This window comes from Curtobacterium sp. VKM Ac-2889 (assembly GCF_015350855.1).
GTDB classification, from domain to species: domain Bacteria; phylum Actinomycetota; class Actinomycetes; order Actinomycetales; family Microbacteriaceae; genus Curtobacterium; species Curtobacterium poinsettiae.
Genome location: NZ_JADKSC010000002.1, coordinates 240193 through 264782, shown reverse-complemented (window position 1 = coordinate 264782; position 24590 = coordinate 240193). Strand labels below are relative to the sequence as shown.

At 70.7% G+C, this 24590-nt stretch carries 25 protein-coding genes and 1 tRNA gene; 16 read left to right on the top strand and 10 right to left on the bottom strand.

Annotation, left to right across the window (positions count from 1 at the left end; genetic code table 11):
- Positions 1–74: 74 nt before the first annotated feature.
- Positions 75–147, top strand: a tRNA-Arg gene (locus tag ITJ50_RS07105).
- A gap of 73 nt (positions 148–220) precedes the next feature.
- Here ITJ50_RS07105 and ITJ50_RS07100 read toward each other — a convergent pair.
- Together ITJ50_RS07100 and ITJ50_RS07095 are read right to left on the bottom strand one after the other, a co-directional pair.
- Positions 221–1525: a hypothetical protein gene (locus tag ITJ50_RS07100; protein WP_194590205.1), complete on the bottom strand. Its 1305-nt coding sequence runs from the start codon at positions 1523–1525 to the stop codon at positions 221–223.
- A gap of 89 nt (positions 1526–1614) precedes the next feature.
- A complete protein-coding gene (locus tag ITJ50_RS07095) occupies positions 1615–1881 on the bottom strand; it encodes a hypothetical protein (protein WP_017886047.1) in 267 nt (88 codons plus the stop codon).
- Positions 1882–2031: 150 nt separating this feature from the next.
- Between ITJ50_RS07095 and msrA the strand changes: the two genes are divergently transcribed.
- The 3 genes from msrA (at position 2032) to ITJ50_RS07080 (ending at position 3612) form a co-directional block, all read left to right on the top strand.
- The gene (gene msrA / locus ITJ50_RS07090; RefSeq protein ID WP_031259244.1) at positions 2032–2559 is read left to right on the top strand and encodes a peptide-methionine (S)-S-oxide reductase MsrA; all 528 of its coding nucleotides are present in this window, start codon (positions 2032–2034) and stop codon (positions 2557–2559) included.
- A 37-nt stretch (positions 2560–2596) separates the two neighbouring features.
- The gene (locus ITJ50_RS07085) at positions 2597–2800 is read left to right on the top strand and encodes a hypothetical protein (protein ID WP_017886045.1); all 204 of its coding nucleotides are present in this window, start codon (positions 2597–2599) and stop codon (positions 2798–2800) included.
- 119 nt (positions 2801–2919) lie between these two features.
- Entirely contained in the window at positions 2920–3612 is a 693-nt protein-coding gene (locus tag ITJ50_RS07080) for a single-stranded DNA-binding protein (protein ID WP_052481732.1), read from the top strand.
- Positions 3613–3685: 73 nt separating this feature from the next.
- Here ITJ50_RS07080 and ITJ50_RS07075 read toward each other — a convergent pair whose 3' ends face one another.
- The gene (locus tag ITJ50_RS07075; protein ID WP_017886043.1) at positions 3686–4420 is read right to left on the bottom strand and encodes a hypothetical protein; all 735 of its coding nucleotides are present in this window, start codon (positions 4418–4420) and stop codon (positions 3686–3688) included.
- Positions 4421–4609: 189 nt separating this feature from the next.
- Here ITJ50_RS07075 and ettA point away from each other — a divergent pair, with 189 nt between their 5' ends.
- Both ettA and ITJ50_RS07065 read left to right on the top strand, forming a co-directional pair.
- Entirely contained in the window at positions 4610–6295 is a 1686-nt protein-coding gene (ettA, locus tag ITJ50_RS07070; protein WP_017886042.1) for an energy-dependent translational throttle protein EttA, read from the top strand.
- Between the two features lie 32 nt (positions 6296–6327).
- A complete protein-coding gene (locus ITJ50_RS07065; RefSeq protein WP_194590204.1) occupies positions 6328–6780 on the top strand; it encodes an acyl-CoA thioesterase in 453 nt (150 codons plus the stop codon).
- Here ITJ50_RS07065 and ITJ50_RS07060 read toward each other — a convergent pair.
- The gene (locus ITJ50_RS07060; protein ID WP_042538556.1) at positions 6767–7630 is read right to left on the bottom strand and encodes an acyl-CoA thioesterase; all 864 of its coding nucleotides are present in this window, start codon (positions 7628–7630) and stop codon (positions 6767–6769) included. The genes ITJ50_RS07065 and ITJ50_RS07060 overlap by 14 nt on opposite strands.
- A gap of 92 nt (positions 7631–7722) precedes the next feature.
- Here ITJ50_RS07060 and ITJ50_RS07055 point away from each other — a divergent pair, with 92 nt between their 5' ends.
- Entirely contained in the window at positions 7723–8424 is a 702-nt protein-coding gene (locus tag ITJ50_RS07055) for a hypothetical protein (protein ID WP_031259242.1), read from the top strand.
- 77 nt (positions 8425–8501) lie between these two features.
- Positions 8502–9344 carry an NAD(P)H-binding protein gene (locus ITJ50_RS07050; RefSeq protein ID WP_194590203.1) on the top strand — a complete coding sequence of 281 codons (843 nt, stop codon included), beginning with the start codon at positions 8502–8504 and terminating at the stop codon, positions 9342–9344.
- A gap of 310 nt (positions 9345–9654) precedes the next feature.
- Here ITJ50_RS07050 and ITJ50_RS07045 read toward each other — a convergent pair whose 3' ends face one another.
- The 3 genes from ITJ50_RS07045 to pepN all read right to left on the bottom strand — a co-directional run bounded on the left by ITJ50_RS07045 (position 9655) and on the right by pepN (position 13871).
- Positions 9655–10149 (bottom strand): globin, encoded by a 495-nt coding sequence (locus ITJ50_RS07045; RefSeq protein ID WP_017886037.1) that lies wholly within the window; start codon positions 10147–10149, stop codon positions 9655–9657.
- On the bottom strand, positions 10146–11216 hold the full coding sequence (locus tag ITJ50_RS07040) for a mechanosensitive ion channel family protein (RefSeq protein ID WP_017886036.1): 1071 nt from the start codon (positions 11214–11216) through the stop codon (positions 10146–10148). The genes ITJ50_RS07045 and ITJ50_RS07040 overlap by 4 nt, the downstream gene beginning before the upstream one ends.
- A gap of 75 nt (positions 11217–11291) precedes the next feature.
- Entirely contained in the window at positions 11292–13871 is a 2580-nt protein-coding gene (gene pepN, locus ITJ50_RS07035; protein ID WP_194590202.1) for an aminopeptidase N, read from the bottom strand.
- A gap of 120 nt (positions 13872–13991) precedes the next feature.
- Between pepN and ITJ50_RS07030 the strand changes: the two genes are divergently transcribed.
- Positions 13992–14645, top strand: a complete 654-nt coding sequence (locus ITJ50_RS07030; RefSeq protein WP_259496435.1) for a DsbA family protein — start codon at positions 13992–13994, stop codon at positions 14643–14645.
- Positions 14646–14711: 66 nt separating this feature from the next.
- Here the strand turns inward: ITJ50_RS07030 and ITJ50_RS07025 are convergent, their stop codons facing one another.
- Positions 14712–15230: a GNAT family N-acetyltransferase gene (locus ITJ50_RS07025; RefSeq protein ID WP_228499396.1), complete on the bottom strand. Its 519-nt coding sequence runs from the start codon at positions 15228–15230 to the stop codon at positions 14712–14714.
- Between ITJ50_RS07025 and ITJ50_RS07020 the strand changes: the two genes are divergently transcribed.
- From ITJ50_RS07020 to ITJ50_RS07010, 3 genes are read left to right on the top strand one after another with little or no spacing between them, the layout of a single operon-like run.
- On the top strand, positions 15229–15870 hold the full coding sequence (locus tag ITJ50_RS07020) for a helix-turn-helix domain-containing protein (protein WP_040418901.1): 642 nt from the start codon (positions 15229–15231) through the stop codon (positions 15868–15870). The genes ITJ50_RS07025 and ITJ50_RS07020 overlap by 2 nt on opposite strands.
- A gap of 46 nt (positions 15871–15916) precedes the next feature.
- Positions 15917–16405 (top strand): ribose-5-phosphate isomerase, encoded by a 489-nt coding sequence (locus tag ITJ50_RS07015; RefSeq protein WP_194590201.1) that lies wholly within the window; start codon positions 15917–15919, stop codon positions 16403–16405.
- 52 nt (positions 16406–16457) lie between these two features.
- Complete coding sequence (locus tag ITJ50_RS07010; RefSeq protein WP_017886030.1) at positions 16458–17387, top strand: Fpg/Nei family DNA glycosylase; 930 nt, start codon at positions 16458–16460, stop codon at positions 17385–17387.
- A 36-nt stretch (positions 17388–17423) separates the two neighbouring features.
- Here ITJ50_RS07010 and ITJ50_RS07005 read toward each other — a convergent pair whose 3' ends face one another.
- The gene (locus tag ITJ50_RS07005; protein ID WP_194590200.1) at positions 17424–18893 is read right to left on the bottom strand and encodes an amidohydrolase; all 1470 of its coding nucleotides are present in this window, start codon (positions 18891–18893) and stop codon (positions 17424–17426) included.
- Positions 18890–19543, bottom strand: a complete 654-nt coding sequence (locus ITJ50_RS07000; protein WP_194590199.1) for an FMN-binding negative transcriptional regulator — start codon at positions 19541–19543, stop codon at positions 18890–18892. The genes ITJ50_RS07005 and ITJ50_RS07000 overlap by 4 nt, the downstream gene beginning before the upstream one ends.
- A 179-nt stretch (positions 19544–19722) precedes the next feature.
- On the opposite strand from ITJ50_RS07000, the gene ITJ50_RS06995 reads away from it, so the two are divergent.
- The 4 genes from ITJ50_RS06995 to ITJ50_RS06980 are packed head-to-tail and all read left to right on the top strand — an operon-like array spanning position 19723 to position 24540.
- Positions 19723–21309 carry a peptide ABC transporter substrate-binding protein gene (locus ITJ50_RS06995; protein ID WP_040418899.1) on the top strand — a complete coding sequence of 529 codons (1587 nt, stop codon included), beginning with the start codon at positions 19723–19725 and terminating at the stop codon, positions 21307–21309.
- Between the two features lie 8 nt (positions 21310–21317).
- On the top strand, positions 21318–22712 hold the full coding sequence (locus ITJ50_RS06990; protein ID WP_194590198.1) for a M14 family zinc carboxypeptidase: 1395 nt from the start codon (positions 21318–21320) through the stop codon (positions 22710–22712).
- Positions 22712–23653: an ABC transporter permease gene (locus tag ITJ50_RS06985; protein ID WP_056071426.1), complete on the top strand. Its 942-nt coding sequence runs from the start codon at positions 22712–22714 to the stop codon at positions 23651–23653. The genes ITJ50_RS06990 and ITJ50_RS06985 overlap by 1 nt, the downstream gene beginning before the upstream one ends.
- Positions 23650–24540 carry an ABC transporter permease gene (locus tag ITJ50_RS06980; protein ID WP_194590197.1) on the top strand — a complete coding sequence of 297 codons (891 nt, stop codon included), beginning with the start codon at positions 23650–23652 and terminating at the stop codon, positions 24538–24540. The genes ITJ50_RS06985 and ITJ50_RS06980 overlap by 4 nt, the downstream gene beginning before the upstream one ends.
- Positions 24541–24590 lie beyond the last annotated feature (50 nt).

The window sequence follows — 24590 nt, the reverse complement described above, 5'->3', positions numbered from 1 at the left end:
GAACGGAGAGCAGACGGCGGCCGACCGTTGGGCAACCGCCGGATCTGGTCACGGCGCTACAATCGACGCTGCTTGCCTCCGTAGCTCAGTGGATAGAGCAGGTGGTTTCTACCCACCGTGCCGCGGGTTCGATTCCTGCCGGGGGCACCGAAGACGAACAGGGCCGCCATCCTGTGCGGATGGCGGCCCTGTTCTCGTCGCTGTGGCGTCGTGGCGGCTGTTACTCGTCGTCGTCCGCGGCGCGGCGCCGGAGTTCGGCGGCGCTGATCGGCTGCGTGTACGGCGCTTCCGATGTCTCGTTCGCGTCGGTCGGTTCGGCGGGGGCCTGGCCCAGACGCGTCGGGACGGACGTGGTGTTCGTCGTTCCGGGGGTCTCGACCCGGGGAGCCGACGCCGGCGGGACGTCGTTCGCCGGTGTGCGGTTGACGTGCGCCTCGGCTGCCGTGGGCGTCGCGACGGCGCGGTCGGCAGAGGACGGGCGGTCGTTCCGCGGTGCGCGGTCGGTGTCGCCGAACGCACGGGTGGCGCTCGCGCCGCCGAAGGCACGGGTGGCGCTGGCGTCGTCCACGGCCTCGGTGTCGTCCGTGCTGCGACCCGGGGTGGAGCGTGCGGGTGAGGTCGGGGTGCCGAGCGCCGGGCGCACCGGCGGCGCAGCCTCGTCGTCGCCGTAGACGCGGGTGGTGTTCTCGCCGAAGGAGCGTGTGGCGTTCGGGTCGGTGCTCCCGCGGTTCTGGTTCGTGCCGGCACCGCGGTTCACCGAGAACGACGGGGTCGTCCCACCGGTGGATCCGGCGGCTGCGGTTCCGGGCGCAGCCGCACCGGCAGCGGGCGAACCAGCAGCGGGTGCGGTGGCTGCCGGGACCGAAGGCGCTGATGCGGGGCGCTGCGCCGGACGCAGCGAGGTCGTCGTCGGGGTGGCGCGCTCGACCGGAGCAGCCGGGGCCGGGCCCTGCGCCTGGGTGCGCGGGGCCTCGCCCTGGTCGGCGTTCCAGTCCTGCTGGCGCTTGATCAGGTCGGCGTCGGGGTCCGGAGACTCGAACTTCCAGCGCTCGAGGTCGGCCTTGAAGAGCTTGCGCGCACGGCTCGGACGTGCCTGCCAGTCGAGCAGGCGGTCACGGAACTCGGCGAGGGACTGGTCCGCCTGGAAGCTGAACGTCGACGAGTTCTTCTTGATGTCGGCGATCTCGTGCTGGGCCCAGTTGGCGGCCAGCGGTGCACCCTGCACGGCGAGCAGGCGCAGCCGGATGTCGGCGTCCTCGGCCAGGTGGTCGGCGTAGGCGCGCTCGTCGTGTCCGAGCGATCCCCACGCGGCAGCCTTGCGCGCAGCCGTCAGGATCGCGGCCACGGCCGCGTTCTTCGATTCCCGCTCCTGCAGCGCCACGACCCGCTTGGTCGCGCTGCGCCCGATGAGCGCCGCGATGACACCAGCCACGACGATCGCGACGAAGGGGATCACAGCGCCCGAGAGCACCCGCCACCCCGTGTCGGACGAAGTCCAGTCGGTCAGGTCGTTCCACCAGTCCATGTGCGCACCATACCCACGGGACGATCAGGCGTCGGGGAGGTCGGACGGCGTTCCGCGCATCCCAGCGCAGATGATTCCAATGTGGAACATCATGACCAGCGCAGGGTGTCCACGGCGTCGTCGGCGGACCAGACGCTCGGCAGCTCGACGAACCGGCGCTCGGTCGCGACGTACCGGCGCGCACGGTAGGCGGTGTCGCCGGCGACGTCGATGCGGTCGACGTAGCCGACGATCTCACCGTTGGCCCGGGTCACGCGGCTCAGGTCGTCGCGGACGTCGAGGATGCGGTAGTCGCCCCGGGCGCGGGCCAGCGGGACGGTGCGGATCCGCAGTGCGGGTTCGGTGATGGTCTGCATCGCTGGCCTCCTGGTCGGTGTGGTGCCGACGCTACGGGGGACCACCGACACGCCGAGGGGTGCCGTCCGATCTGGGGAACAGGGTCTCCGCGCACACTGTTGTGGAGGAACGAGTGGGCCGCACGCGTGGCCCGGAGAGAGGGTGTCGTCATGACCACGTTCGTGCTCGCAGGTGGATGTTTTTGGTGTCTCGACGCCGTGTACCGCACGCTCCAGGGTGTGCAGGACGTGGTGTCGGGCTACATCGGCGGACAGGTCGACGACCCGTCCTACGAACTGGTGTGCACCGGGACGACGGGGCACGCCGAGGCGGTCGCGGTGACGTTCGACGAGTCGGTGATCCCAGCCGAGGTGGTCCTCGACGTCTTCTTCACGCTGCACGACCCCCGTCAGCTGAACCGGCAGGGCGCCGACGTCGGCACGCAGTACCGCTCGGCGATGTTCCCGGCCGACGACGCGCAGCGCGAGCTGTTCGAGCGCGCGATCGAGCGGGCGTCGGACATCTGGGACGGCGGGGTCGTCACCACCATCGAGCCGCTCTCGACGTTCTTCACGGCAGAGGAGTACCACCAGGACTTCTTCGCGAAGAACCCCGGGCAGGGTTACTGCCTCGCGGTCGCGCTGCCCAAGGTGAACAAGGTCCGGAAGGCCTACAGTCAGTACATCCTGGCGTCCTGACCCCGGGGCGGCAGGGCCACGAGGAGGTGGTTCGAACATGACGGACAACACGGGAACCTGGGTCGCCATCGGTCCGGCCGGAGCAGTGGGCAGCATCCACCGCGCGGCGGACGGCTTCGAGGTCGAGCTCTACGGACGCCGACGGGCGGGCGGGCCCTACCCGTCCCTCGAGTCCGCGAAGGGCGCGGTCCACGCCGCGCTCGGACCGTTGGCCGCCCGGCCCGAGTTCCGAGCGCACTGAGCGGGTCCGGACAGGAGGCCCGGGGGACTCGTCCTCCACAGGTCGTCTGATCGGGTCCACACGCCACAGATCCAGCCCGGGGCTGCTGAGGCAGCCCCGGGCTCCGTGACGATCGACCCATGAACGACATCATCACCGTCTGCGGAATCGTCGCCACCGAGCCCCGGCACCTCGTCACCGAGACCGGCATCGCCATCACGAGTCTCCGGCTCGCGTCACCCTCGCGTCGTTGGGACCGGGCCACCTCGGCCTGGGTCAACGGTGCGACCAACTGGTACACCGTCACCGCGTTCCGGTCGCTCGCGTCGAACGTGTTCAAGTCCCTGAAGAAGGGCGACCGGATCGTCGTCGCCGGCCGGGTTCGCATCCGCACGTGGGAACGCGACGGTCGTGGCGGGACCTCGGTCGAGATCGACGCCGACGGCATCGGCCACGACCTGGCGTGGGGGATCAGCAACTGGCTGCGGGTTCCGCGGCAGGTCGGCGACGCCGCATCGGGTCACGGTGGGCTGCGTGGGGTGGACCCCCGCACCGGCGAGGTCCGTGACCCCGCTGTGGGTCACGGCGCCGCGGACGGACCCGACCGCGGGGAGCACACCGCAGAGCCCCACGAACACGCACCGTCGACCGACCCGGGGTCGGACGACGACGCCGATGCGCTGCACGGCGCACCGACCCTCGGGGACGGCACCGAGCCAGCGGGTCCGTCCGAACACGTCCTCGAGCAGGACGCCGCGCCCTGGGACCCTGCGCCGCCCCTCGACGACCACGCCGACCACGCCGACCGCACCGACCACGACGAAGCGGCCTGACCCGGCAGCCGATCGGAGTCGGTGCGCCGGGTCAGGCCGCTTGTTCCGCGTGCGGTTCACCGCCTCGCGTCGGTCACCACTTCTGGGCGATCATCCCGATGCCGGAGACCTGGTCGGTGTCCCAGTTGCCGCCGCGGGGCAGCCCGGTCACACGGCCGTCGATCTTGAAGCTCGCACCCTGCACCCGCGGGCTGTTGGTCTGCGTGGCCTTCAGGCCGTGGAACGAGAAGCCCGTGTTCCACTTGCCGTTCAGCCCGGTGTTCGACTTGCGGTCGCCGACCGTGATGCGGGTGTTCTGCACCGTCGAGTGCACGACGTCACCGTTCAGACGGGCGTTGGCCTCGGCGTTGAAGAACAGCCGTCCGTCCAGGTTGAGCTTCAGGTTGGCGACGGTCTTGTGGTTCACGATCATCGTCGCGACGTCGTTCTTGTACCAGCGCATGCCGATCGGGGTGAGCTTGTTCGTCGCCGGGCCGAGGTAGCCGTACGTGAACTTGCCGTTCTGCACGCGCTCCCAGATGTACCGCGGCTTGCCCTTGCTCACGGTGGAGCCCTTGTCCGACTGGATCCCGAAGGCGTAGGCGTTGTTGTGGGCGTCGTGCACGTTGATGTACGACGAGTAGCCGGTCCCCGAGCCGTTCGCGCTGATGCTCGCGGTGTACAGCAGGTACGGGGCGCCCTTCGGCAGGGCCACGGCGGATGCCGGCGACACCGGTGCGATGAGTCCGACGGTGAGTGCGATCGCTCCGACGAAGGGGAGCGCGAGGCGGCGGAGCCGCGACGGGGTCGTTGTCGTGTGCGTGGTCATGGTCCTCGTCCTGTCCGTGGTCCTGATCCTGGTCCTCGTCGTGGTGGGCGACGGGCCCCAGGTTGCTGGGTGAGGCAAAGCTACGTCGTCCGTGACGCGAACAACAGGCCGGTTCGTACAGGTGCGGGAAGCGGCGATCCGGCGTCGGGCGAGCGCTGCTCCGACGGTGTCACTACACTTGGGGCCGATATGGCTGAGTACATCTACCAGATGGTCCGCGCCCGCAAGGCGGTCGGCGACAAGCTGATCCTCGACGACGTCACGATGTCGTTCCTCCCCGGTGCCAAGATCGGCGTCGTCGGACCGAACGGTGCTGGCAAGTCGACGATCCTGAAGATCATGGCGGGTCTCGACCAGCCGTCCAACGGTGAAGCGAAGCTCACGCCCGGCTTCACGGTCGGCATCCTCATGCAGGAGCCGGAGCTCGACGAGACGAAGACCGTGCTCGAGAACGTGCAGGAGGGCGTGGGCGAGATCCACGGCAAGCTCGCGCGCTTCAACGAGATCTCGGCGCTCATGGCCGAGCCGGACGCCGACTTCGACGCGCTCCTGGCCGAGATGGGCACGCTGCAGGAAGACATCGACGCCGCCGACGCGTGGGACCTCGACTCCCAGCTCGACCAGGCGATGGCCGCGCTGCAGTGCCCCCCGGGGGACGAGCTCGTCACGCACCTGTCCGGTGGTGAGAAGCGCCGCGTCGCGCTCTGCAAGCTCCTGCTCCAGAAGCCCGACCTGCTCCTGCTCGACGAGCCCACCAACCACCTCGACGCCGAGAGCGTGCTCTGGCTCGAGCAGCACCTGCAGCAGTACCACGGTGCCGTCCTCGCCGTGACCCACGACCGGTACTTCCTCGACCACGTCGCCGAGTGGATCGCCGAGGTCGACCGCGGTCGCCTGTACCCGTACGAGGGCAACTACTCGACCTACCTCGAGAAGAAGCGCGCCCGCCTCGAGGTCCAGGGCAAGAAGGACGCCAAGCTCGCGAAGCGCCTGTCCTCGGAACTCGACTGGGTCCGGAGCAACACCAAGGGCCGCCAGGCGAAGTCCAAGGCCCGTCTCGCCCGCTACGAAGAGATGGTCACCGAGGCCGAGCGCACCCGCAAGCTCGACTTCGAGGAGATCGTGATCCCGGTCGGCCCGCGTCTGGGCTCGCAGGTCATCGACGCCGAGCACCTGCGCAAGCAGTTCGGTGAGCGCGTCATCATCGGCGACCTGTCGTTCACGCTGCCCCGCAACGGCATCGTCGGCGTCATCGGCCCGAACGGTGTCGGCAAGACCACGCTCTTCAAGACGATCGTCGGCCTCGAACCGCTCGACGGCGGCACGCTGAAGATCGGCGACACGGTCGACATCTCGTACGTCGACCAGAGCCGTGGTGGCATCGACCCGAACAAGAACCTGTGGGAGGTCGTGTCCGACGGACTCGACTACATCCAGGTCGGCAAGACCGAGATCCCGTCCCGCGCCTACGTGTCGCAGTTCGGCTTCAAGGGGCCGGACCAGCAGAAGCGCGCCGGCATCCTGTCCGGTGGTGAGCGCAACCGTCTGAACCTCGCGCTGACGCTCAAGCAGGGCGGCAACCTGCTTCTGCTCGACGAACCGACCAACGACCTGGACGTCGAGACGCTCGGCAGCCTCGAGAACGCCCTGCTCGAGTACCCCGGTTGCGCCGTGGTCATCACGCACGACCGGTGGTTCCTCGACCGCATCGCCACGCACATCCTGGCGTGGGAAGGCCTGAACGAGGACGGCACGCCGAACTGGTACTGGTTCGAAGGCAACTTCGAGGCGTACGAGGAGAACAAGATCGAGCGCCTCGGCGCCGATGCCGCGAAGCCCGGGCGCGCGACGTACCGCAAGCTCACCCGCGACTGACCCGCGTGGCGAGACTGCACGCTCCCATCCGCATGCGGTGGAGCGACATCGACGCCTACGGCCACGTCAACAACTCCGCGATGCTGCGCCTCCTCGAAGAGGCGCGCATCGTGGGGTTCTGGGGTGCCGACCCCGGTGAGGACCCCGACGGCGCCCTGCCCGAGCCGATCATCGACGGTCGGCCCGGTTCGGGCACCATGACGATCATCGCCGGGCAACGCCTCGAGTACCTGGCATCGATCCCGTACCTCCGTCAGCCGCTCGACATCCAGATGTGGATCGGGCGGGTGGGCGGTGCGAGCATCGACGTCTCGTACGAGGTCTGGTCGCCCGTGGGACAGTCCCCCGCGGTCCTGTACACCCGGGCCACGACCGCACTCGTGATGGTCGACGCGGCGACGAACCGTCCGCGTCGGCTGACCGACCTCGAGCGTGCCGCGTGTGAGCGGTACCTCGAAGACCCGGTGCAGTTCAGCCGCCCGTAGGCACCCGCATCATGCCCTCCTGGGCGACGGTGGCCAGCAGCTGACCGTCGCGGGAGAACATCCGCCCCAACGCGAGTCCCCGTCCGCCCTGCGCGCTCGGGGACTCCTGCGTGTACAGGATCCACTCGTCCGCGCGACCGTCGCGGTGCCACCACATCGCGTGGTCGAGGCTGGCGCTCTTCACACCGGGGGTGCCCCAGGCGACGCCGTGCCGCCGCATGATCGGCTCGAGGATGGACATGTCGCTGGCGTAGCCGAGCACCGCACGGTGCAGCGCCGGGTCCTCGGGCAGGTCGCCCTGCACCCGGAACCAGACCGCCTGGTGCGGCACGTGCTCGCCCTGCACGTCGACGAACACCGGACCCTCGACGTGCCGCAGGTCGATGGACCGTGCGGCCCACGCCCGTGCGACGGGGTGGTCGATGGCGGACAGGATCGACGCGGCCGACGGCAGGGACTCCGGGTCCGGGGTGTCCACCGGGTACGGGTCCTGGTGTTCGAGACCGGTGTCCGGCACCTGGAACGACGCGATCATCGAGAAGATCGGGACGCCGCGCTGGTACGCCTGCACGCGGCGGGTCGCGAACGAGCGACCGTCGTGGATGCGCTCGACGGCGAAGGTGATCGGCACGTCGACGTCGCCCGGCCGCAGGAAGTACCCGTGCATCGAGTGGACGTCGCGACCGTCGATCGTGGTCTGCGCGGCGACGATGCACTGGGCCAGGACCTGCCCGCCGAACACCCGTCCGCCGGGGGACCAGTGGCTGGCGCCGGTCAGGATCGTCTCGCCCGTGCTCGCGCCGGTGTCCTCGAGTCGCAGGGTCCGCAGGAAGTCGGGTTCGCCGTTCACGCTGTGCAGTCTACGAACGGCTGCCCGGCCTCGATGCAGGGTCACCACGCCCAGGCGGTGCGACGTCGACGGCCGGTAGGATCGTGGACGACATGGGCAACTCGTTCACGCTTCCCGACGCCGCCTCACTCGGTGACCTCCGCACGTACCTCGGCCGTGCCGCTCGCATCGAGGACGGCTCGGTCCGGCTCATCGCCGACTCGGGCGTCCTGGCCGTGTACACGGCGATCCTCTACCCGCTCGGGTTGCTCGACGAACTGCCGACGGTGCTCGGTCTCCGCACGTTCTCGCTCACCGAGCCCGCCTCGATCGACACCGTGGTGCCGCTGCAGTCGCTGCTCGAGCGTCTCCGCCTGCTGGCAGAGACGCAGGACGCCGAGCACGCCGAGGGCGCGGACCCGACGCGGGCCACCCCGATCGAGGTCGAGCTGCCGCACGAGGTCCACACGGTCACGTGGGCGGCCATCTCGCCGCCCCGCGGTGGCTGGGTCCCGCTGCCGGACGTCTCGCCCGAACTCCTCCGCCGGGCCACCCGTGACGGCATCGCCGAGGTCGCGGACGCCGTGCCGTCCAACTCGGGCGAGGCCATCGTCCGGCGGATCCGTGCCGAGGTCTGGGGCAGACCGGTCCCCGGCGTCGAGCACCTGCCGGCTGGTGCGGGGTTCGCCGGCGAGAGCCTCGGCTTCCTCGGGCACGACCCGGTGCGCCTGTTCGAGACCGGTCCGTGGAGCCGTCTCACGACCTCGCGCGGCCACGTGCTCGTGAAGCGGCGCGCCTGGACCCTGAGCTCGTAACGACGACGACGAAGAAGACGGCGAGGACGGTGACCGCCGCGGACCACGCCGCCCGGCCGCCGTGGTTGGCTGGCCGCATGCACGTCTCCCTCACCGGTGCGTCCGGCTACATCGGCTCCTCCGTCCTCCGCTCCCTGGTCGCCCACGGCGACGAGGTCACCGCACTCGTCCGGTCCGACGAGAAGGCCCAGCACGTCCGTGACGCCGGTGGCCGAGCCCTGGTCGGTGACGTCACCGACACCGAGGTCGTCGAACGGCTGCTGCACGAGAGCGACGGCGTGGTCCACACGGCATCGGCCCCGGACGTCGACCCGGACTTCATCCGCACCGCGATCGCCGCACTGGCCGGCACCCCCAAGCCGTTCGTGCACACCGGCGGGATCTTCACCTTCGGCGACTCGACGGACATCTCGGAGCAGTCGCCGATCGACCCGCCGGCGCTGACCGCGTGGCGCGGTCCGAACGAGGCCCTGCTGCGCGCGAGCGACGTCCGGAGCACCATCGTCGCGCCCGGCATCGTGTACGGACGCGGCGCGGGCATCCCGGCGATGTTCGTCGGCGACGGCGAGCAGCCGGTGCGGCTGGTCGGGGACGGCTCCCAGCGGTGGACGACGGTGCACGTGGACGACCTCGGCGAGCTCTACGTCCTCGCGCTGCACCACGGCGAACTCGACGGGTACATCGTCGCGGCGACCGGGGACAACCCGACCGTGCGCGAGCTCGCCGAGGCCGGGGCCCACGGTGCACCGGTCATCGCCGAGAGCGTCGACGCGAGCCGCGAACGGCTCGGGCAGGACTTCGCCGACGCGCTGCTGCTGCACCAGGAGGCGTCCGGCGCGCACGCCCGGTCGGCCCACGGCTGGCGGCCGTCACGGCCGTCGCTGGTCGACGACCTCGCCTCCGGCTCGTACGTCCGCTGACCGCGCTGAGACGCACTGCCCGAAGACGCCGGCGTCCCGCGGGCACGCCGCCGATTCCGCGAGACGCCGTCGAATTCGGAGGCGCGGAACGCACGTGGCGGCGTCGGACGGAGACGCCGGCGTCTCGCCAGCACGAGAACGCGGGAACCGCCGGACGGGAGGCCCGTGGCGACGCCGCCACGGGCCTCCCGTCCGGCGCTCGTGACGATCACTGCACGCCGGCGTCCGCGGAAGACACCGCGGGAGCGTCGAGACGCCGCCGGATCCGGAGGCGTCTCGACGACACGACGGCGTCCGCGCCGGACGCGCGTCAGTCGAAGGTGTTCGTCATCGCGTGGGCAGCGCGGTCGAGGTAGCCCCAGAGCTCGGCTTCGTCCAGGGGAGCGAGCTCGAGCGACTCGACCGCCTCGTGCATGTGGTGGAGCCAGCGCTCCCGCGCCTCGGACGTGATGCGGAACGGGTTGTGGCGCATCCGCAGACGGGGGTGCCCGCGCTGCTCGCTGTACGTGCCCGGCCCGCCCCAGTACTGCTGCAGGAAGGCGGAGAGGCGCCAGATCGCACCCTCGAGGTCGTCGGCCGGGTACATCGGCCAGATGACCTCGTCCTGCTGCACGCCCTCGTAGAAGCGCCGGACGAGCCGGTCGAAGGTGGGGGCACCGCCGATCCGCTCGTACAGCGACCCGGTGGCCGAGGTGCCGTGCTCACCGACGCGCAGGGTGATCGGCTGCGCGGGGACGCCGGGCATGCCGAGCGAGCCACGTGCTCCTGGCCCACCCGGGCCGGTCGGGGGTGTGAGGTCGGTCATCGGGGGTCCTTCCCGCTGTCGGGCTCGTCGTCCGTGCGGATCGGCTGCCCGAGGATGTTGCGCTTGGTGCGCCGCGGCTTCGTGGGCGCAGCCATCGGCTGGGTGCGGACGGTGCGCAGCCCGTTGATCGAGGTGGCGTTCTCCCAGCCCTCGGGCATGATCATCGCCATCGCGGGCAGGGTGATGCCGAGTTCGTCGACGGCGTGCTTCAGTCGGGTGCGGAGCTCCCGGCCGACGACGTCGAGCTCAGAGGCGCGGGTCTTCACGACCAGGCGGAAGACCATCCCGGCGTCGGTGATCGACTGCAGGCCCCAGATCTCCGGCTTCTCGACGATCCGCTGGCGCCAGCGCGGCTCCTGCGACATCGTCACGGCGGCCTTGAGCAGGGCGTCCTGCACGGCGTCGATGTCGGTGTCGTACGGCACGGTGATGTCGACGAGCACCCGTGACCAGCCCTGGGACAGGTTGCCGACGCGCAGGATCTGCCCGTTCGGGACGAACCAGAGGATGCCGTTCACGTCGCGGATCTGCATGACGCGCAGCCCGACGTTCTCGACGACGCCGGTGGCCTGCCCGGTGTCGACGACGTCACCGACGCCGGCCTGGTCCTCGAGGATCATGAAGATGCCGGACAACAGGTCCTTCACGATGGACTGGGCGCCGACGGCGAGGCCGGCCGCGACGAGGGACGCACCGCCGACGATGCCGACCGCGGCACCCTTCCACAACGCCGTGGCGATGACCACGAGCGCGATCACGACGACGACCACGGTGGCCAGGTTCTCGAGGACACTGCCGAGCGTCCGGGTCCGTTGCACGACACGCGCGGTCTGCACGGGGGAGGCGATGAGGGCCTGGGTGTCGGCCGCCCCCTGACGCTTCTTGACGCCGTTCACGATCCGGTCGACGACCTGCTTGATCATGCGACGGAGGATCAGCCGGAGGACGATCGCCGCGAGGATCGTGATGACGATCGTGATCGGTGCTTGCCAGGCGTCGACGAACTGGAGGAACGCGTTGGACGCCCACTTCGGGACGTCGGTGGTGTCTGCTGCAGCCAGGTTCATATCCGGTCGATGCTAAGCGGCGGGGCCTCGGCGTCCCTGGAGGAACACCAAGACCCCGCCGGATCAGCGCAGGGTTCAGGCGTCCGCGGCCTGGACCCGGAGCGCCCGCTCGGTGCCCGCGAGGCTCTCGGACACGATGCGGCGCAGCGCCGGCGTCTCCGGGTGCTCCGCGAGCCACGCGGCGGCGGCGTCACGGAGCTCGGCCGACGCGAGCGGCGCCGGGTAGAGGCCCGAGACGATGGTGTCCGCCATGTGGTAGCTGCGCTCGGCCCAGATGCGCGTGAGCACCTCGAAGTACTTCGGCACGAGGCCCTCGAGCAGGACCGGGCTGTTCACGTGCTGGAACCCGACCGTGGTCTGGCGCACGATCGCGTTCGGCAGCTCGGACGAGTCGACCAGCGACGAGAACGCGGCCAGCTTGCCCTCGGCCGTCGGGATCGTCGCCCGGGCGCGGGCCGCAGCCTGCTCGCCGGACGCGGTCTTGTCCGCGGCGAGCTCGGCGTCGATCTCGGTGCTGCCCGCGGCGCCCGCGAGCACGAGGCCCTCGAGCAGCTCCCAGCGCAGGTCGGTGTCGATCTCGAGGCCCTGCAGCGTGACCGAACCGTCGCGAAGGCCCTGCAGGGTCGCGACGTGCTCGGGCGTGGACGGGATCTGCGCGAAGAACTTCACGAACTGGAACTGCGCGTCCGAACCGGCTTCGGCCGAGGACGCGAGCTGCCAGAGCGTGTCGCCGACGGTGCGGACCGTGGCCTCGACCGAGCCCGGCGCCACGTAGTTGCGTGCGGTGAGCAGCAGCTGCGAGAGCGTCGTGCGGATGGTGGTCGACTCGGTCTCGGTCGCGATGTTGCCGAGCGCCAGGCGGACGTAGTCGCTGGCGGGGGACTCCGCGTCGCGCGTGGCGTCCCACACGGAACCCCAGACGATCGAGCGGGCGAGCGGGTTCGCGATGGACGCGAGGTGCTCGATCGCGGTGCGCCGGGAGTGCTCGTCGAGACGGATCTTGGCGTAGGCCAGGTCGTCGTCGTTCAGGAGCACGAGGTCGCCGCGGTGCACGCCGACGAGCTCGGGCACGTCGGTGCGGGCGCCGTCGACGTCGATCTCGACGCGCTGGACCCGCTCGAGCTTGCCGCCGGCGGATGCAGTGTCCGCGCCGAACGGTGCGGACTCGTCGTTCCGGAACGCGTAGACGCCGATGGCCAGACGGTGCGGACGCAGCGTCGGGTAGTCGGCGGGGGCTTCCTGCAGGACCGTGAACGACGTGATGACGCCGGACTCGTCGGTCTCGATCTCGGGGCGCAGGGTGTTGACGCCCGCGGTCTCGAGCCAGAGCTTCGACCACTCGGTGAGTTCGCGGCCGCTCGTCGCCTCGAGCTCGACGAGCAGGTCGCGCAGCTCGGTGTTCGAGTGGTGGTGCTTCTTGAAGTAGGCGGAGACACCGGCGAAGAACGCGTCGATGCCGACCCACGCGACGAGCTGCTTGAGGACCGAGCCGCCCTTCGCGTAGGTGATGCCGTCGAAGTTGACCTGGACGTCTTCGAGGTCGTTGATCGTCGCGACGATCGGGTGCGTCGAGGGGAGCTGGTCCTGGCGGTAGGCCCAGGACTTCTCCATCGCCTGGAATGTGGTCCAGGCCTCGGTCCACTCGGTGGCCTCGGCCGTGGCGATCGTCGACGCCCACTCGGCGAAGGACTCGTTGAGCCACAGGTCGTTCCACCACTTCATGGTGACCAGGTCGCCGAACCACATGTGGGCGAGCTCGTGCAGGATCGTGACGACCCGGCGCTCCTTGATGGCGTCGGTGACCTTCGACCGGAACACGTAGGTCTCGGTGAAGGTGACGGCCCCGGCGTTCTCCATCGCGCCGGCGTTGAACTCCGGCACGAACAGCTGGTCGTACTTGTCGAAGGGGTAGGCGACGTCGAACTTCTCCTCGAAGTACGCGAAGCCCTTCTTCGTGGTCTCGAACACGTACTCGGGGTCGAGGTACGAGGCGAGCGACTTGCGCGCGAACACGCCGAGCGGGATCGTCCGGCCGTCGCGGCTGGTCAGCTCGTCGCGCACGACCTCGTACGGGCCGGCGACGAGCGCGGTGATGTAGCTCGAGATGCGCGCGGTGGGCGGGAACGCCCACGTCGCGACGTCGCCGTCGACGTGCGGCTCCGGCGTGGGGGAGTTCGAGACGACCTGCCACCGTGACGGCGCCGTCACGGTGAAGGAGAACTCGGCCTTCAGGTCGGGCTGCTCGAACACCGCGAACATGCGGCGCGAGTCGGGGACCTCGAACTGGGAGTACAGGTACACCTCGTCGTCCACCGGGTCGACGAAGCGGTGCAGGCCTTCACCGGTGTTCGTGTACAGCGCGTCGCTGACGACCACGAGCTCGTTCTGCTCCTGCAGGTCGTCGAGCTGGATGCGGACGCCGTCGTTCACCGCGGCGACGTCGAGCGCCGTGCCGTTCAGCGTGATCGAGTGCACGGTCTTCGTGATGGCGTCGATGAAGGTCGATGCGCCGGCGGTGGCGGTGAAGCGCACCCGCGTGGTGCTGCCGAAGCTCTCTGCACCGCGGGTCAGGTCGAGCTCGACGTCGTACGTCTGCACGGCGACGACGGCCGCGCGCTCCTGGGCTTCGATTCGGGTGAGGTTCTCTCCGGGCACGCAACGCTCCATCTTCGCTGGGGACGCGGACGATCGGTGTCCGCGTACGGGGCCCCGGACGGCGTCGTGCGCCGGCGGGACGATGGGCTCCAGCCTAGCGACGCCGCGTACGCTCGGATCGTGACCGAGACGACTGTGGACAACCCGACCGACCCCACCACCGAGCGCACCGCCGTGGAGTTCTGGTTCGACCCGAACTGCCCCTGGGCCTGGATGACGAGCCGCTGGGTGGGTGAGGTCGCCGAGCACCGCGACCTCGACGTGACGTGGAAGGTGATGAGCCTGTTCGTCCTCAACGAGGACCAGGACGTGCCGGACAGCTACAAGGAGCGCCTGCACGCCGGCCAGGTCTACCCGCGCATCGTCGCGGCGGCGAAGCTCCGGCTCGGCCAGGACGTCGTGAAGCCGCTGTACGACGCCCTCGGCGAGCACATCCACCACCGCCAGGAGTCCGACCCCGAGCAGGTCGTCCCCGCCGTGCTCGCGGAGCTCGGCCTGGACGCCGACCTGCTCGAGTACGCCTGGACCGACGAGGTCGACGCCGCCGTGCGCGCCAGCCACCAGGACGGCATCGACCGTGTCGGGCAGGACGTCGGCACGCCGGTCATCGCCGTCGAGGGCACCGCGTTCTTCGGACCGGTCATCTCCCCGGCCCCCAAGGGCCAGGAGGCGCTCGACCTGTGGGACGGCGTCGTCGCCGTCGCGAAGGTCCCCGCGTTCTTCGAGCTCAAGCGCTCGCGCACCGTCGGCCCGATCTTCGACACCACCGACTGATCCGGCGCCGACCGGCGAGGGACGGGTGGCCGGGAGGCCCGTGGTGCGCCCGCCCCGCCCGTCGCGTCAGACGAGCGGCAGCCGCATGAGCGTCAGGTCGAGCCAGCGGTCGAACTTGCGTCCGACCTCGGGCACGACCGCGACCGTGGCGAAGCCCAGGCGTTCGTGCAGGGCGATCGACCCCGTGTTGGTGCTGCAGATCCCGGCCATCATCACGTGTCGGCCCTCGGCGGTGGCCCGCGCGACCAACTCGGCCATCAACGTCGTCGCGATGCCCCGGCCGCGGAACGCCTCGACCACGTAGACGCTGTGCTCGACGGTCTGCCGGTACCCGTCCGGCTGCCGCCACTGCGAGTACGTCGCGTAGCCAGCCACGACCCCGTCGACCTCGGCCACGACCACCGGGTACCCGCCGCCCTGCCGCTCGGCGAGCCACCCGTCGAAGTACGGACGCGGGTGCGGGATGTCCTGCCAGATGGCGGTGGAGTGCAGCACGGCATCGACGTGCAGGGTGTGCACGACGTCGAGGTCGGCCGGGGTGCAGTCGCGGATCACGACCCCGTTCGTCGCATATGCTGTCGTCATGTCTCACATCGTAGACGACGCGCATGCCTATCCCGCAACCGGCGCCGACGACACCTCGGTCGCCGAGCAGCGGGCGCTCGGCGAACGGCTCCAGCGCCTCCGCACCGAGCGCAGGTGGAGCCTCACCGAGCTCGCCGAGGAGTCGGGCGTCTCCCGCGCGATGATCAACCGCGTCGAGCGCGGGGTCTCCAGCCCCACCGCGACGATCCTCGGTCGCCTGTCCGGTGCCTTCGGCCTGACGATCTCGCAGCTCCTCGACGATGCCCTGGAGCACGAGGTGCCCAGGGCGACGGACCCCGACGAGGCGCGCGGGGTGCAACGCGGCGCGACCGCCGATTCCTGGACCGATCCCGACACCGGGTACCGCCGCCGCCCGGTCTCGAGCGCCGCGTTCCCCGCCGACGTCACCGAGGTGCGCCTCCCGGCTGGCCGCGAAGTGGCCTACCCGGCGTCCGCCTACGCGTTCCTGCGGCACTGCATCTGGGTCGTCGACGGCGTGCTCGAGGTCGTCGTCGGCGGCGAGCCGACGCGGCTGGCGTCGGGGGACCGGATCGAGCTCGGCGACCCCGCCGACGTCGTGTACCGCAACCCGGGCGAGGACCCCACCCGGTACCTCGTCGTGGTGGTCCGCGCACCGTAGTCCGTGGTGGTCCAGGCCCCGGAGCCGCAGGAATAGGATCGGTTCCATGCGCATCCACCTCGGAACGGACCACGCCGGCCTCGAGTTCAACAAGACCCTCGCAACCCACCTGACCGAAGCCGGGCACGAGGTGGTGGACCACGGTCCGACCGAGTACGACGCGCTCGACGACTACCCCTCGTTCTGCATCAACGCCGCGCACGCCGTGGTGCAGGACCAGCGCGACGGTGTCCAGGCCCTCGGTGTCGTCTTCGGCGGTTCCGGCAACGGCGAGCAGATCGCCGCGAACAAGGTCGAGGGCACCCGGGCCGCGCTCGTCTGGAACGAGTCGACCGCGCTGCTCGCCCGTCAGCACAACGACGCCAACGTCATCTCCATCGGCGCGCGCCAGCACACCGAGGACGAGGCGATCCGGTTCGTCGACCTGTTCATCGCCGAGCCGTTCTCGGGCGAGGAGCGCCACGCCCGCCGCATCGCCCAGCTCGCCGAGTACGAGACCACCGGGCTGATCGCCGGTCGCCAGATCGACGCGTAGGGCTCGGACCCACGGTCCAGCAACACCGAGCAGCACCGAGTAGACAAGACCAATGCCCGAGGGTCACTCCGTCCACCGCATCGCCAACCAGTTCACCCGGCACTTCGTCGGCAAGCGCTGCGAGGTGTCGAGTCCCCAGGGCCGCTTCGCCGCCGGGGCCGCGCAGCTCGACGGCAAGCGCCTGATCGCCGCCCGGGCGGTCGCGAAGCAGATGTTCCTGGAGTTCGAGGACGACCTGTTCCTCCGCGTCCACCTCGGCCTGTACGGCGCGTGGGACTTCGCGGGCGTGATCTCCACCGCCGAGGCGCTGTCCGACGACGACGACCGCGAAGAGTCGCTCAGCTCGATCGGCGCACCGCGGCTCGCCCGCTACCGGATGGCCGAGCAGGAGAAGGCGGAGGACCCGATCGAGTCCTTCCCGCCGGACCCGGTGGGCCAGGTCCGGGTGCGGATCCTCACCGAGGACACCGTCGCCGACCTGCGTGGCCCGACCGCGTGCGTCGTGGAGACCCCGGCCGAGGTGCAGCGCGCGCTCGACAAGCTCGGACCCGATCCGATGAACGACGACGGGCCCGAGGCCGAGAAGACCTTCGTCGACAACGTCCGGAAGCGCAACGTCGCGATCGGGCAGCTGCTCATGGACCAGTCCGTGGTGGCCGGCATCGGCAACATCTACCGCGCCGAACTGCTGTTCCGGCAGCGCATCGACCCGTACAAGCCGGGCAAGAAGATCACCGTCAAGCAGGCCAAGGCGCTCTGGGCGGACTGGTCGAAGCTGCTGCACGACGGCGTCCGCGACGGTCTGATGATGACGATGGACGACCTGTCCGAGGCCGACCACAAGAAGGCCCTGCGCTCCCGCAAGGACCGCCACTGGGTCTACCACCGCCAGGGCGAGCCCTGCCGGGTGTGCGGCACCGAGATCCGGATGGCCGACATGGCCGGCCGGAAGCTCTACTGGTGCCCGAAGGACCAGAAGTAGCCCACGGGACACGGACGCACCCGCCCGTCCTCCTGCTCACAGCTCCCGGTACGTGAACCGCCCGGCGACGGCCGTCCCGAGCACCCGCATGCCGCGCAGAGCGGCGGACGACGCCGCCAGCGGGTCGGACTCGACGAACACCAGGTCCGCCACGTCGCCGACGGACACCCCGACCCGCCCGTCGGTCGACCCCTGCCACGCGACGAGCGACGAGAGCCGTTCGGCCGGGTGCCACGGATCGCGGCCGTCGCGGTCCCGCCCGACGGCCGCCGCCATCGAGACCCACGGGTCGAGCGGCGCCACCGGGGCGTCCGACCCGAGCAGCAGGCGCGCTCCGGCCCGTGCGAGCGAGGCGAAGGCGAACGCCCGGTCGGTGTACCCGGCCCAGTGCCGGTCGGCGATGTCCCGGTCGTCCATGGCGTGTTCGGGCTGCACGGACGCGGCGACCCCGAGCCGGGCGAACCGGTCGACGTCGGTGTCGACGAGCAACTGCGCGTGCTCGATCGTGCCGCGGGTCCCGACGGTCTCGAAGACGTCGAGTGCCAGCGTGTTCGCCCTGTCGCCGATCGCGTGGATCGCGGGGACGAGTCCGGCGTCGACGGCTCGGCGGGTGATCGCGACGAGGTCCTCGAACGGCCAGGCGAGCACGCCGGAGCCGTCGGTCATCGCGGCGGTCCGCGTGCCGAGCGACCCGTCCGTGACCACCTTGAACGGCCCCATCGTGAGCAGCCCACGGGTGCCCTCGACCACGTCGCCGGTGCGCAGCCCCCGGGCGATGACGTCGTCGAGCTCGGCCGGGTACACCCCGGACGCGACCCGGATCGCGTCGGTGCCGGCGTGGATCCGGCGGCGCCAGCGGTCGAGCCCGAAGTGCATCTCGAGGTCGACCACGCCCGTCACCCCGCGGGCCGCCGCTGCTTCGGCAGCGTCCGCCACGGACGCGTCGAGCGCATCGTCCGGCACCTGCGACAACGCACCGGTCACGTCGAACGCGTCCTGCTCGCGCAGGACCCCGTCCTCGCCCGCCTCGAGCGGTCGGCCGACAGCGGCCGAGAAGTGCGCGAGCGCGAGGGCGTTGCACCACACCGCGTGCAGGTCCGCGCTGATGACGACGGTCGGGAGGCCCGGTGCGGCACGGTCGAGCAGCTCGCGTCGCGCAGGGCGCGGCCACATCCCGTCGCGGTAGCCGTGTCCGACCAGGACGCGGTCCGTCACGCCCGCCCGCGCGACGGCGGCGAGCAGGTCGGCGGTCGCCTCGGCGGAGTCGCAGCCGGTGACGTCGACACGGCGGCGGACGATCGCCCACTGGTCGAAGTGCGTGTGGTGGTCGCGCAGGCCCGGACCGAGCCAGGCGCCGCCGGCCTCGACCACGTCGGTGTCGACGCTCGTGGGGTCGAGCGTGCCGGTCGGTGCGATCTCGGTGACCCGGCCGTCGACGACGCGGACGTCGGCAGGGGCCCCGGAGGTGCCCACACGCCGGACGGTGCGCAGCAGGATCTCGCTCATCGAGCCTCCCGGTCGTCAGCGCGCGCAGCGTGCGCTCGTGCCATCTCGTCGGCGAGCGCCGGCGACGCGTAGGGGCCGTCGCCCCGCAGGCCGGCGACGATGCGGTCGATCACCTCGGGGGCCTTGTTCTGCGACAGCTTGGCGCGGGCGTCGAACCGGGTGACGCGGATCCGGATGCCGACGGTGCCCTTCGCGATCCGGCGGGCGGTCTCCTCGTCGACCTGCAACGACACGGGCGAGGGCATGACGTGCTCGAAGTGGTCGACGAGTTCGCCGAGCACCCGGAAGTTCTCGTCGTCGGACAGGATCTCGGGGGTGCCCCAGACGTGGGCGGTGACGTGGTTCCAGGTGGGCACGAACTGTTCCGGCGGGTACCAGGCGGGGGAGACGTAGCCGTGCGGGCCCTGGAACACGACGAGGACCTCGTGCTGTCCGAGTTCGTGCGCGACCTCGTCGGGTCGGCCGACGTGGGACACCAGGACGAGGGCGTCCGGGTCGTCGTCGGGGCCGGGGGTCTCGAGCAGCACCGGGTAGTGCGAGGCGACCAGTCCGTCCGCGGTGTGGGACACGATCGTCGCCCACGGGTTCCCGGTGACGAGGCGTCGGACCTCGTCGACGTCGGTCAGCAGGAAGTGCGGTGTGTGGCGCATCCTCCGAGCGTGGCACAACGAGCCGGGTCGCGCGACGGGTGTCGTTTCGCCAGTGTTTCTGCGCGGTAAAACTCTCAGAGCGCATTGAAAGAAGTCTTGTGGTCGGGATTCGAACCGTCCTACCTTGCCGATCACGACGACCGGGCAGGGATCCGGCCGCACCCGATCGAGGAGAGATCATGCGACGCAGGACGATCGCCGCGCTGGCCGCGGCGGCAACCTTGGCCCTGGTGGCGACCGGCTGCTCGGCGGGCGGCACGGCCGACGACGACGCTCCCTCGAGCCTGGTGTACGCGACCGGCGAGCCCGACCACCTGACCCCGGGCCGGCAGACCGTGGCCTTCGACCAGGTGATGAGCGTCTTCGCACCGCTGACCCAGACCGACGCCGACGGCGACCTGCACGACGTCGCGGCGAAGAGCGTCGAGAGCGACGACGCCACCACGTGGACGATCACGCTGCGGGACGGCTGGACGTTCCAGAACGGCGAGCCCGTCACGCCGGAGAGCTACGTGAAGGCCTGGAACCACGTCGCCTACGGCCCGAACGCATGGGAGAACAGCGGCCAGCTCGCCGGGATCGTCGGGTACTCCGACCTCAACCCAGCGAAGGGCACCCCCAAGACCAAGGAGATGTCGGGGCTCAAGGTCACCGGCAAGGACACCTTCACGGTCACGCTCACCCACGCGGACAGCCAGTTCCCGCTGCAGCTCAGCCAGGCCCAGACCGCGTTCTACCCGATGCCCGAGGCCGCCTACGACGACCTGAAGGCGTACGACGAGAAGCCGATCGGCAACGGCCCGTACGAGATGACGAAGGCATGGAAGGCGGACCAGGAGTTCACCGTCACGGCCTGGAAGGACTACGAGGGCACGAAGCCCGCCACCGACGAGGTGACCTTCCGCAGCTACTCCGACATGAACACCGCGTACACCGACGTCCTTGCCGGCAACGCCGACGTGCTGTTCCTGCCGACCGACAAGATGACGAGCGCGAAGGCCGACTTCGGCGACCGCCTGCACTCCTTCGACGCCCCCGGCATCGACTACCTCGGGTTCCCGCTGTGGGACGACCGGTACTCCGACCCCGACGTGCGCCGCGCGATCTCGATGTCGATCGACCGTGACCAGGTGAACGACGCCATCTACGGCGGTCTGTACGAACCGGCCACCGCACTGACCCCGCCGTCGATGTCCGGCACCGAGGAGGGCATCTGCGGCGACGCCTGCGAGTTCGACCCGGCGGCGGCGAAGAAGCTCCTCGCCGGTGCCGGCGGGTTCGACGGCACCATGACGCTCGTCTACCCGGGCGGTTCCGGCCTCGACTCCCTGTACGAGGCGTACGCCAACCAGATCCGGCAGAACCTGGGCGTCGACGCCGAGGCGAAGGCCACCACCGACTGGGCGTCGTACTACTCGGAGCTCACGGACAAGAAGGTCGCCGGCCCGCACTTCGGGCACTGGGGCGCGCTCTACATCAGCCAGCAGAACACGCTCCGCGCGCTGTTCACCACGGCCGGCGGGTGCTCCCCGTGCACCGGGTACTACCAGTCCGACGACGTCGACTCGCTGCTCGCGAAGGCCGACTCCGCCGGGTCCCAGGACGAGGCGAACGGGTACTACACGAAGACGCAGCAGGCCGTCCTCGAGGACTTCCCGATCGTCCCGACCTTCTTCGACAAGTACTCGTACGTCACGAGCGACAAGATCGCGAAGCTGCCGGCGGTGGCGGGCAGCCCCGTGATCGCGCAGATCGCCGTGAAGTAGGGCGGAGCATGGAGCAGCACACCGTCCTCGACCTGGTCCGCGACGTCCCCGACCACGACGGCTTCCCGCTCGTCGACGACCTGCACGCCCGGTTCGCCGCGCTCGCCGTGGCGCACCCCGACCGGGTCACGGTCACCCGGATCGGCACGAGCCGCCTCGGCGAACCCCTGCACAGCTACCGCATCGGCACCGGGTCGCACGCGGCCGTCGTGGTCGGCGGGGTGCACCCGAACGAGCCGATCGGTTCGTGGACGGCGCTGCACCTCGCCGAGACGGCCCTCGGTGACGAGCGGGTGCAGGCGCTCGACGTCACCTGGTACATCGTCCCGACGATCGACCCGGACGGCATGCGGCTCAACGAGGCGTGGTTCCACGACCCGCACGACCGGGTGTTCTACTCGCGCCACTTCTACCGGCCAGCCCCGGACAGCCAGGTCGAGTGGACGTTCCCGAACAGCTACAGGTCCGTGTACTTCGACCAGGTGCTGCCCGAGACGCTCGCGTTCATGCGGCTCATCGACGACACCGAGCCGGAGCTGCTCGTGAGCCTGCACAACGGCGAGATGGGCGGCGTCTACTACTACCTGTCCGAGGACCTGCCCGACGTCGTCGACACCCTGCACGCGGTGCCGGCCGCCCTCGGGCTGCCGCTCGACACCGGGGAGCCGGAGTCCCCGTACCTGCGGGAGCTCGCACCGGCGGTGTTCGCGATGGATGGCATCGAGACGGCGTACGCCTACCTCGAGGAGCTCGGTGTCGACCCGGGTGAGCACATCCACGGCGGGTCGAGCGCGGCGTGGGCGATGCGGCACGGGGCCCTCTGCATGGTGGCCGAGCTGCCGTACTGGAGCCACCCCGACGCCGACGACCAGACCGCGACCGACGAGTCGTACGCCGACCTGCTGCGCCGGTGCGCGGACGAGCTCGGCGCCTCGGGTGCGGAACTGCAGGCGTTCCTCGACGAGGCGTCGCCGATGCTCTCGATCCCGTCGCCGTTCGTCGAGGCCTCCCGGGCGTTTGTGCCGATGCTCGCCGGGATGGCTGACACCGACCGCCGCCGCGCCGAACGGGAACCGGCGGACCGGACGGCCACCGTCGCCGAGCGCTTCGGCTGCGAGGACCTGGTCCGCTGCTTCCGCCTGCGCTACGGCGGCATGCTCCTGCGCGCCGTCGAGGCGGAGACGACCGCCGGCACGGCGTCCGCGCCGCTCCGGCGGCTCCGCGACCGCCTGGCCGAGCGGTACGCGCACTGGCAGGCGGACGCGTCGACGGGTGCCGAGCCGATCCCGGTGGGGAAGCTCGTGGGCGTGCAGTACGGGGCGATCCTCGCCGGCGCGAGCCACGTGGCGGACCCGACCCGTGCCTCCCGTCCGGTGTCGGCGGCCGTGTCGGGAGGCGCGTGATGCGTCCGACGCTCGCCGTCGGTCGCCGGCTCGGCGGCCTGGTCATCGTGTTCCTCGGGGTGACCTTCCTCATCTACGCGATGACGTTCGCGCTGCCCGGCGACCCGATCAAGGCCCTCGGCGGCGAGCGCCCCCTGACCGACTCGGTCGTGCGGGCGCTGCGGGCGGAGTACCACCTGGACCAGCCGCTGTGGCTGCAGTACGTGCAGTACCTGGGCGGCCTGTTCCGGGGTGACTTCGGCACCGACTTCAACGGGCAGTCCGTCGGCGAGCAGATGGCCTCGCGCTGGCCGGTGACGATCACGCTGGCGCTCAGCGCGTGGGCGCTCGAGATCGTCCTGGGCATCGGACTCGGCGTGGTCTCGGCGCTCAAGCGCGGCACGGTGCTCGACAAGACGGTGCTCGTCGGCACCATCGTCGTCGGAGCCGTCCCCGTGTTCGTGCTCGGCGTGGCCCTGCAGCTGGTGTTCTCGGTGCGGCTGGACTGGTTCCCGGTCGCGGGCGTCACCGCCGGGTGGCCGACCGCGTACGTCCTGCCGGCCTTCGTGATCGCCCTGTTCGGCCTGGCCGCGGTGTCCCGGCTCACCCGGACGTCGATGATCGAGACGCTCGACGCCGACTACGTGCGGACGGCCCGCGCGAAGGGGCTCGCGCCGGGCCGGATCGTCGGTGTGCACGTGCTGCGGAACTCGCTCATCCCCACCGCCACCTACCTGGCGACCGACCTCGGGTACCTGATGGGCGGCACCGTCATCATCGAGGGCATCTTCAACCTGCCGGGCGTCGGGAACCTGCTGTTCCAGGGCATCCGCTCGCACGAGGGTGCCGTCGTCGTCGGCATCTCGACCGCCCTCATCCTGGTGTTCCTCGTCACGAGCGTGCTCGTCGACCTGCTGCACGCCGCCCTCGACCCGCGCGTCCGGACAGGAGCCTCCCGATGACCACCGAAGCCCTCGGCGCCACCGTCGAACCCGTCGTCGGGGTCCGGCGTCGGCCACTGCTCGCCGCCGCACGGACGCCGGGGTTCTGGGTGCCCGCGTCGGTGCTCGTGGTGGTCCTGCTCATCGCGGCGTTCCCGCAGCTGTTCGCCGGACTGTTCGGCCACGGCGACCCGCGGGTGTGCGACCTCGGCCGGAGCGGGGCGTCAGCGACCGCCGGGCACCCGTTCGGCTTCGACCTGCAGGGCTGCGACGTGTACGCGAACGTCATCTGGGGCACCCGGTCGTCGATCGCCGTCGCGGTGCTCACGACCCTGCTCGCCGGGATGGTCGCGGTCGTCGTCGGGACCGTCGCGGGCATGGTCGGCGGGTGGGTCGACGCCGTCCTCGCCCGGCTCACCGACGTGTTCCTCGGGTTCCCGTTCCTGCTCGGCGCGGTCGTCGTGCTGAACAGCGTGGGGGAGCGGTCGGTGCTCACCGTGTCGCTCGTGCTCGCCCTGTTCGGCTGGCCGACGATGGCCCGGCTCGTGCGGTCGAGCGTCCGCAGCGTCCGGGGCGCCGAGTTCGTGCTCGCCGCCCGGACGATGGGGCTGTCGACGTGGCGGATCACCACCCGGTACGTGCTGCCGTCGTCGATCTCGCCGCTGCTCGTGCTCGCCACCATCACCATCGGCGGGGTCATCGTGTCCGAGTCGTCGCTGACCTACCTCGGCATCGGGTTGGAGCGTCCGGCGATCTCGTGGGGGCTGCAGCTGTCCGCGGCGACGTCACAGTTCCTCCGTGCCCCACACATGCTCATCGCCCCGGCGGCGTTCCTCGCCGTGACCGTGCTCGCCGTCATCGCGCTCGGCGACACGCTGCGCGCCGCGCTCGACCCACGTCGGCGCTGACGTGCGTCGCGGCGGACGCCGCAGCGATCGACGCGCCAGACTCGAACCAC

What these genes read in the sequence shown, in the direction of transcription:
- ITJ50_RS07100 (WP_194590205.1), bottom strand. Translation starts at nt 1,525, where the DNA reads ATGGACTGGTGGAACGACCTGACCGACTGGACTTCGTCCGACACGGGG.
- ITJ50_RS07095 (WP_017886047.1), bottom strand. Translation starts at nt 1,881, where the DNA reads ATGCAGACCATCACCGAACCCGCACTGCGGATCCGCACCGTCCCGCTG.
- msrA (WP_031259244.1), top strand. Translation starts at nt 2,032, where the DNA reads ATGACCACGTTCGTGCTCGCAGGTGGATGTTTTTGGTGTCTCGACGCC.
- ITJ50_RS07085 (WP_017886045.1), top strand. Translation starts at nt 2,597, where the DNA reads ATGACGGACAACACGGGAACCTGGGTCGCCATCGGTCCGGCCGGAGCA.
- ITJ50_RS07080 (WP_052481732.1), top strand. Translation starts at nt 2,920, where the DNA reads ATGAACGACATCATCACCGTCTGCGGAATCGTCGCCACCGAGCCCCGG.
- ITJ50_RS07075 (WP_017886043.1), bottom strand. Translation starts at nt 4,420, where the DNA reads ATGACCACGCACACGACAACGACCCCGTCGCGGCTCCGCCGCCTCGCG.
- ettA (WP_017886042.1), top strand. Translation starts at nt 4,610, where the DNA reads ATGGCTGAGTACATCTACCAGATGGTCCGCGCCCGCAAGGCGGTCGGC.
- ITJ50_RS07065 (WP_194590204.1), top strand. Translation starts at nt 6,328, where the DNA reads ATGCGGTGGAGCGACATCGACGCCTACGGCCACGTCAACAACTCCGCG.
- ITJ50_RS07055 (WP_031259242.1), top strand. Translation starts at nt 7,723, where the DNA reads ATGGGCAACTCGTTCACGCTTCCCGACGCCGCCTCACTCGGTGACCTC.
- ITJ50_RS07050 (WP_194590203.1), top strand. Translation starts at nt 8,502, where the DNA reads ATGCACGTCTCCCTCACCGGTGCGTCCGGCTACATCGGCTCCTCCGTC.
- ITJ50_RS07045 (WP_017886037.1), bottom strand. Translation starts at nt 10,149, where the DNA reads ATGACCGACCTCACACCCCCGACCGGCCCGGGTGGGCCAGGAGCACGT.
- ITJ50_RS07040 (WP_017886036.1), bottom strand. Translation starts at nt 11,216, where the DNA reads ATGAACCTGGCTGCAGCAGACACCACCGACGTCCCGAAGTGGGCGTCC.
- ITJ50_RS07020 (WP_040418901.1), top strand. Translation starts at nt 15,229, where the DNA reads ATGTCTCACATCGTAGACGACGCGCATGCCTATCCCGCAACCGGCGCC.
- ITJ50_RS07025 (WP_228499396.1), bottom strand. Translation starts at nt 15,230, where the DNA reads ATGACGACAGCATATGCGACGAACGGGGTCGTGATCCGCGACTGCACC.
- ITJ50_RS07015 (WP_194590201.1), top strand. Translation starts at nt 15,917, where the DNA reads ATGCGCATCCACCTCGGAACGGACCACGCCGGCCTCGAGTTCAACAAG.
- ITJ50_RS07010 (WP_017886030.1), top strand. Translation starts at nt 16,458, where the DNA reads ATGCCCGAGGGTCACTCCGTCCACCGCATCGCCAACCAGTTCACCCGG.
- ITJ50_RS07005 (WP_194590200.1), bottom strand. Translation starts at nt 18,893, where the DNA reads ATGAGCGAGATCCTGCTGCGCACCGTCCGGCGTGTGGGCACCTCCGGG.
- ITJ50_RS07000 (WP_194590199.1), bottom strand. Translation starts at nt 19,543, where the DNA reads ATGCGCCACACACCGCACTTCCTGCTGACCGACGTCGACGAGGTCCGA.
- ITJ50_RS06995 (WP_040418899.1), top strand. Translation starts at nt 19,723, where the DNA reads ATGCGACGCAGGACGATCGCCGCGCTGGCCGCGGCGGCAACCTTGGCC.
- ITJ50_RS06990 (WP_194590198.1), top strand. Translation starts at nt 21,318, where the DNA reads ATGGAGCAGCACACCGTCCTCGACCTGGTCCGCGACGTCCCCGACCAC.
- ITJ50_RS06985 (WP_056071426.1), top strand. Translation starts at nt 22,712, where the DNA reads ATGCGTCCGACGCTCGCCGTCGGTCGCCGGCTCGGCGGCCTGGTCATC.
- ITJ50_RS06980 (WP_194590197.1), top strand. Translation starts at nt 23,650, where the DNA reads ATGACCACCGAAGCCCTCGGCGCCACCGTCGAACCCGTCGTCGGGGTC.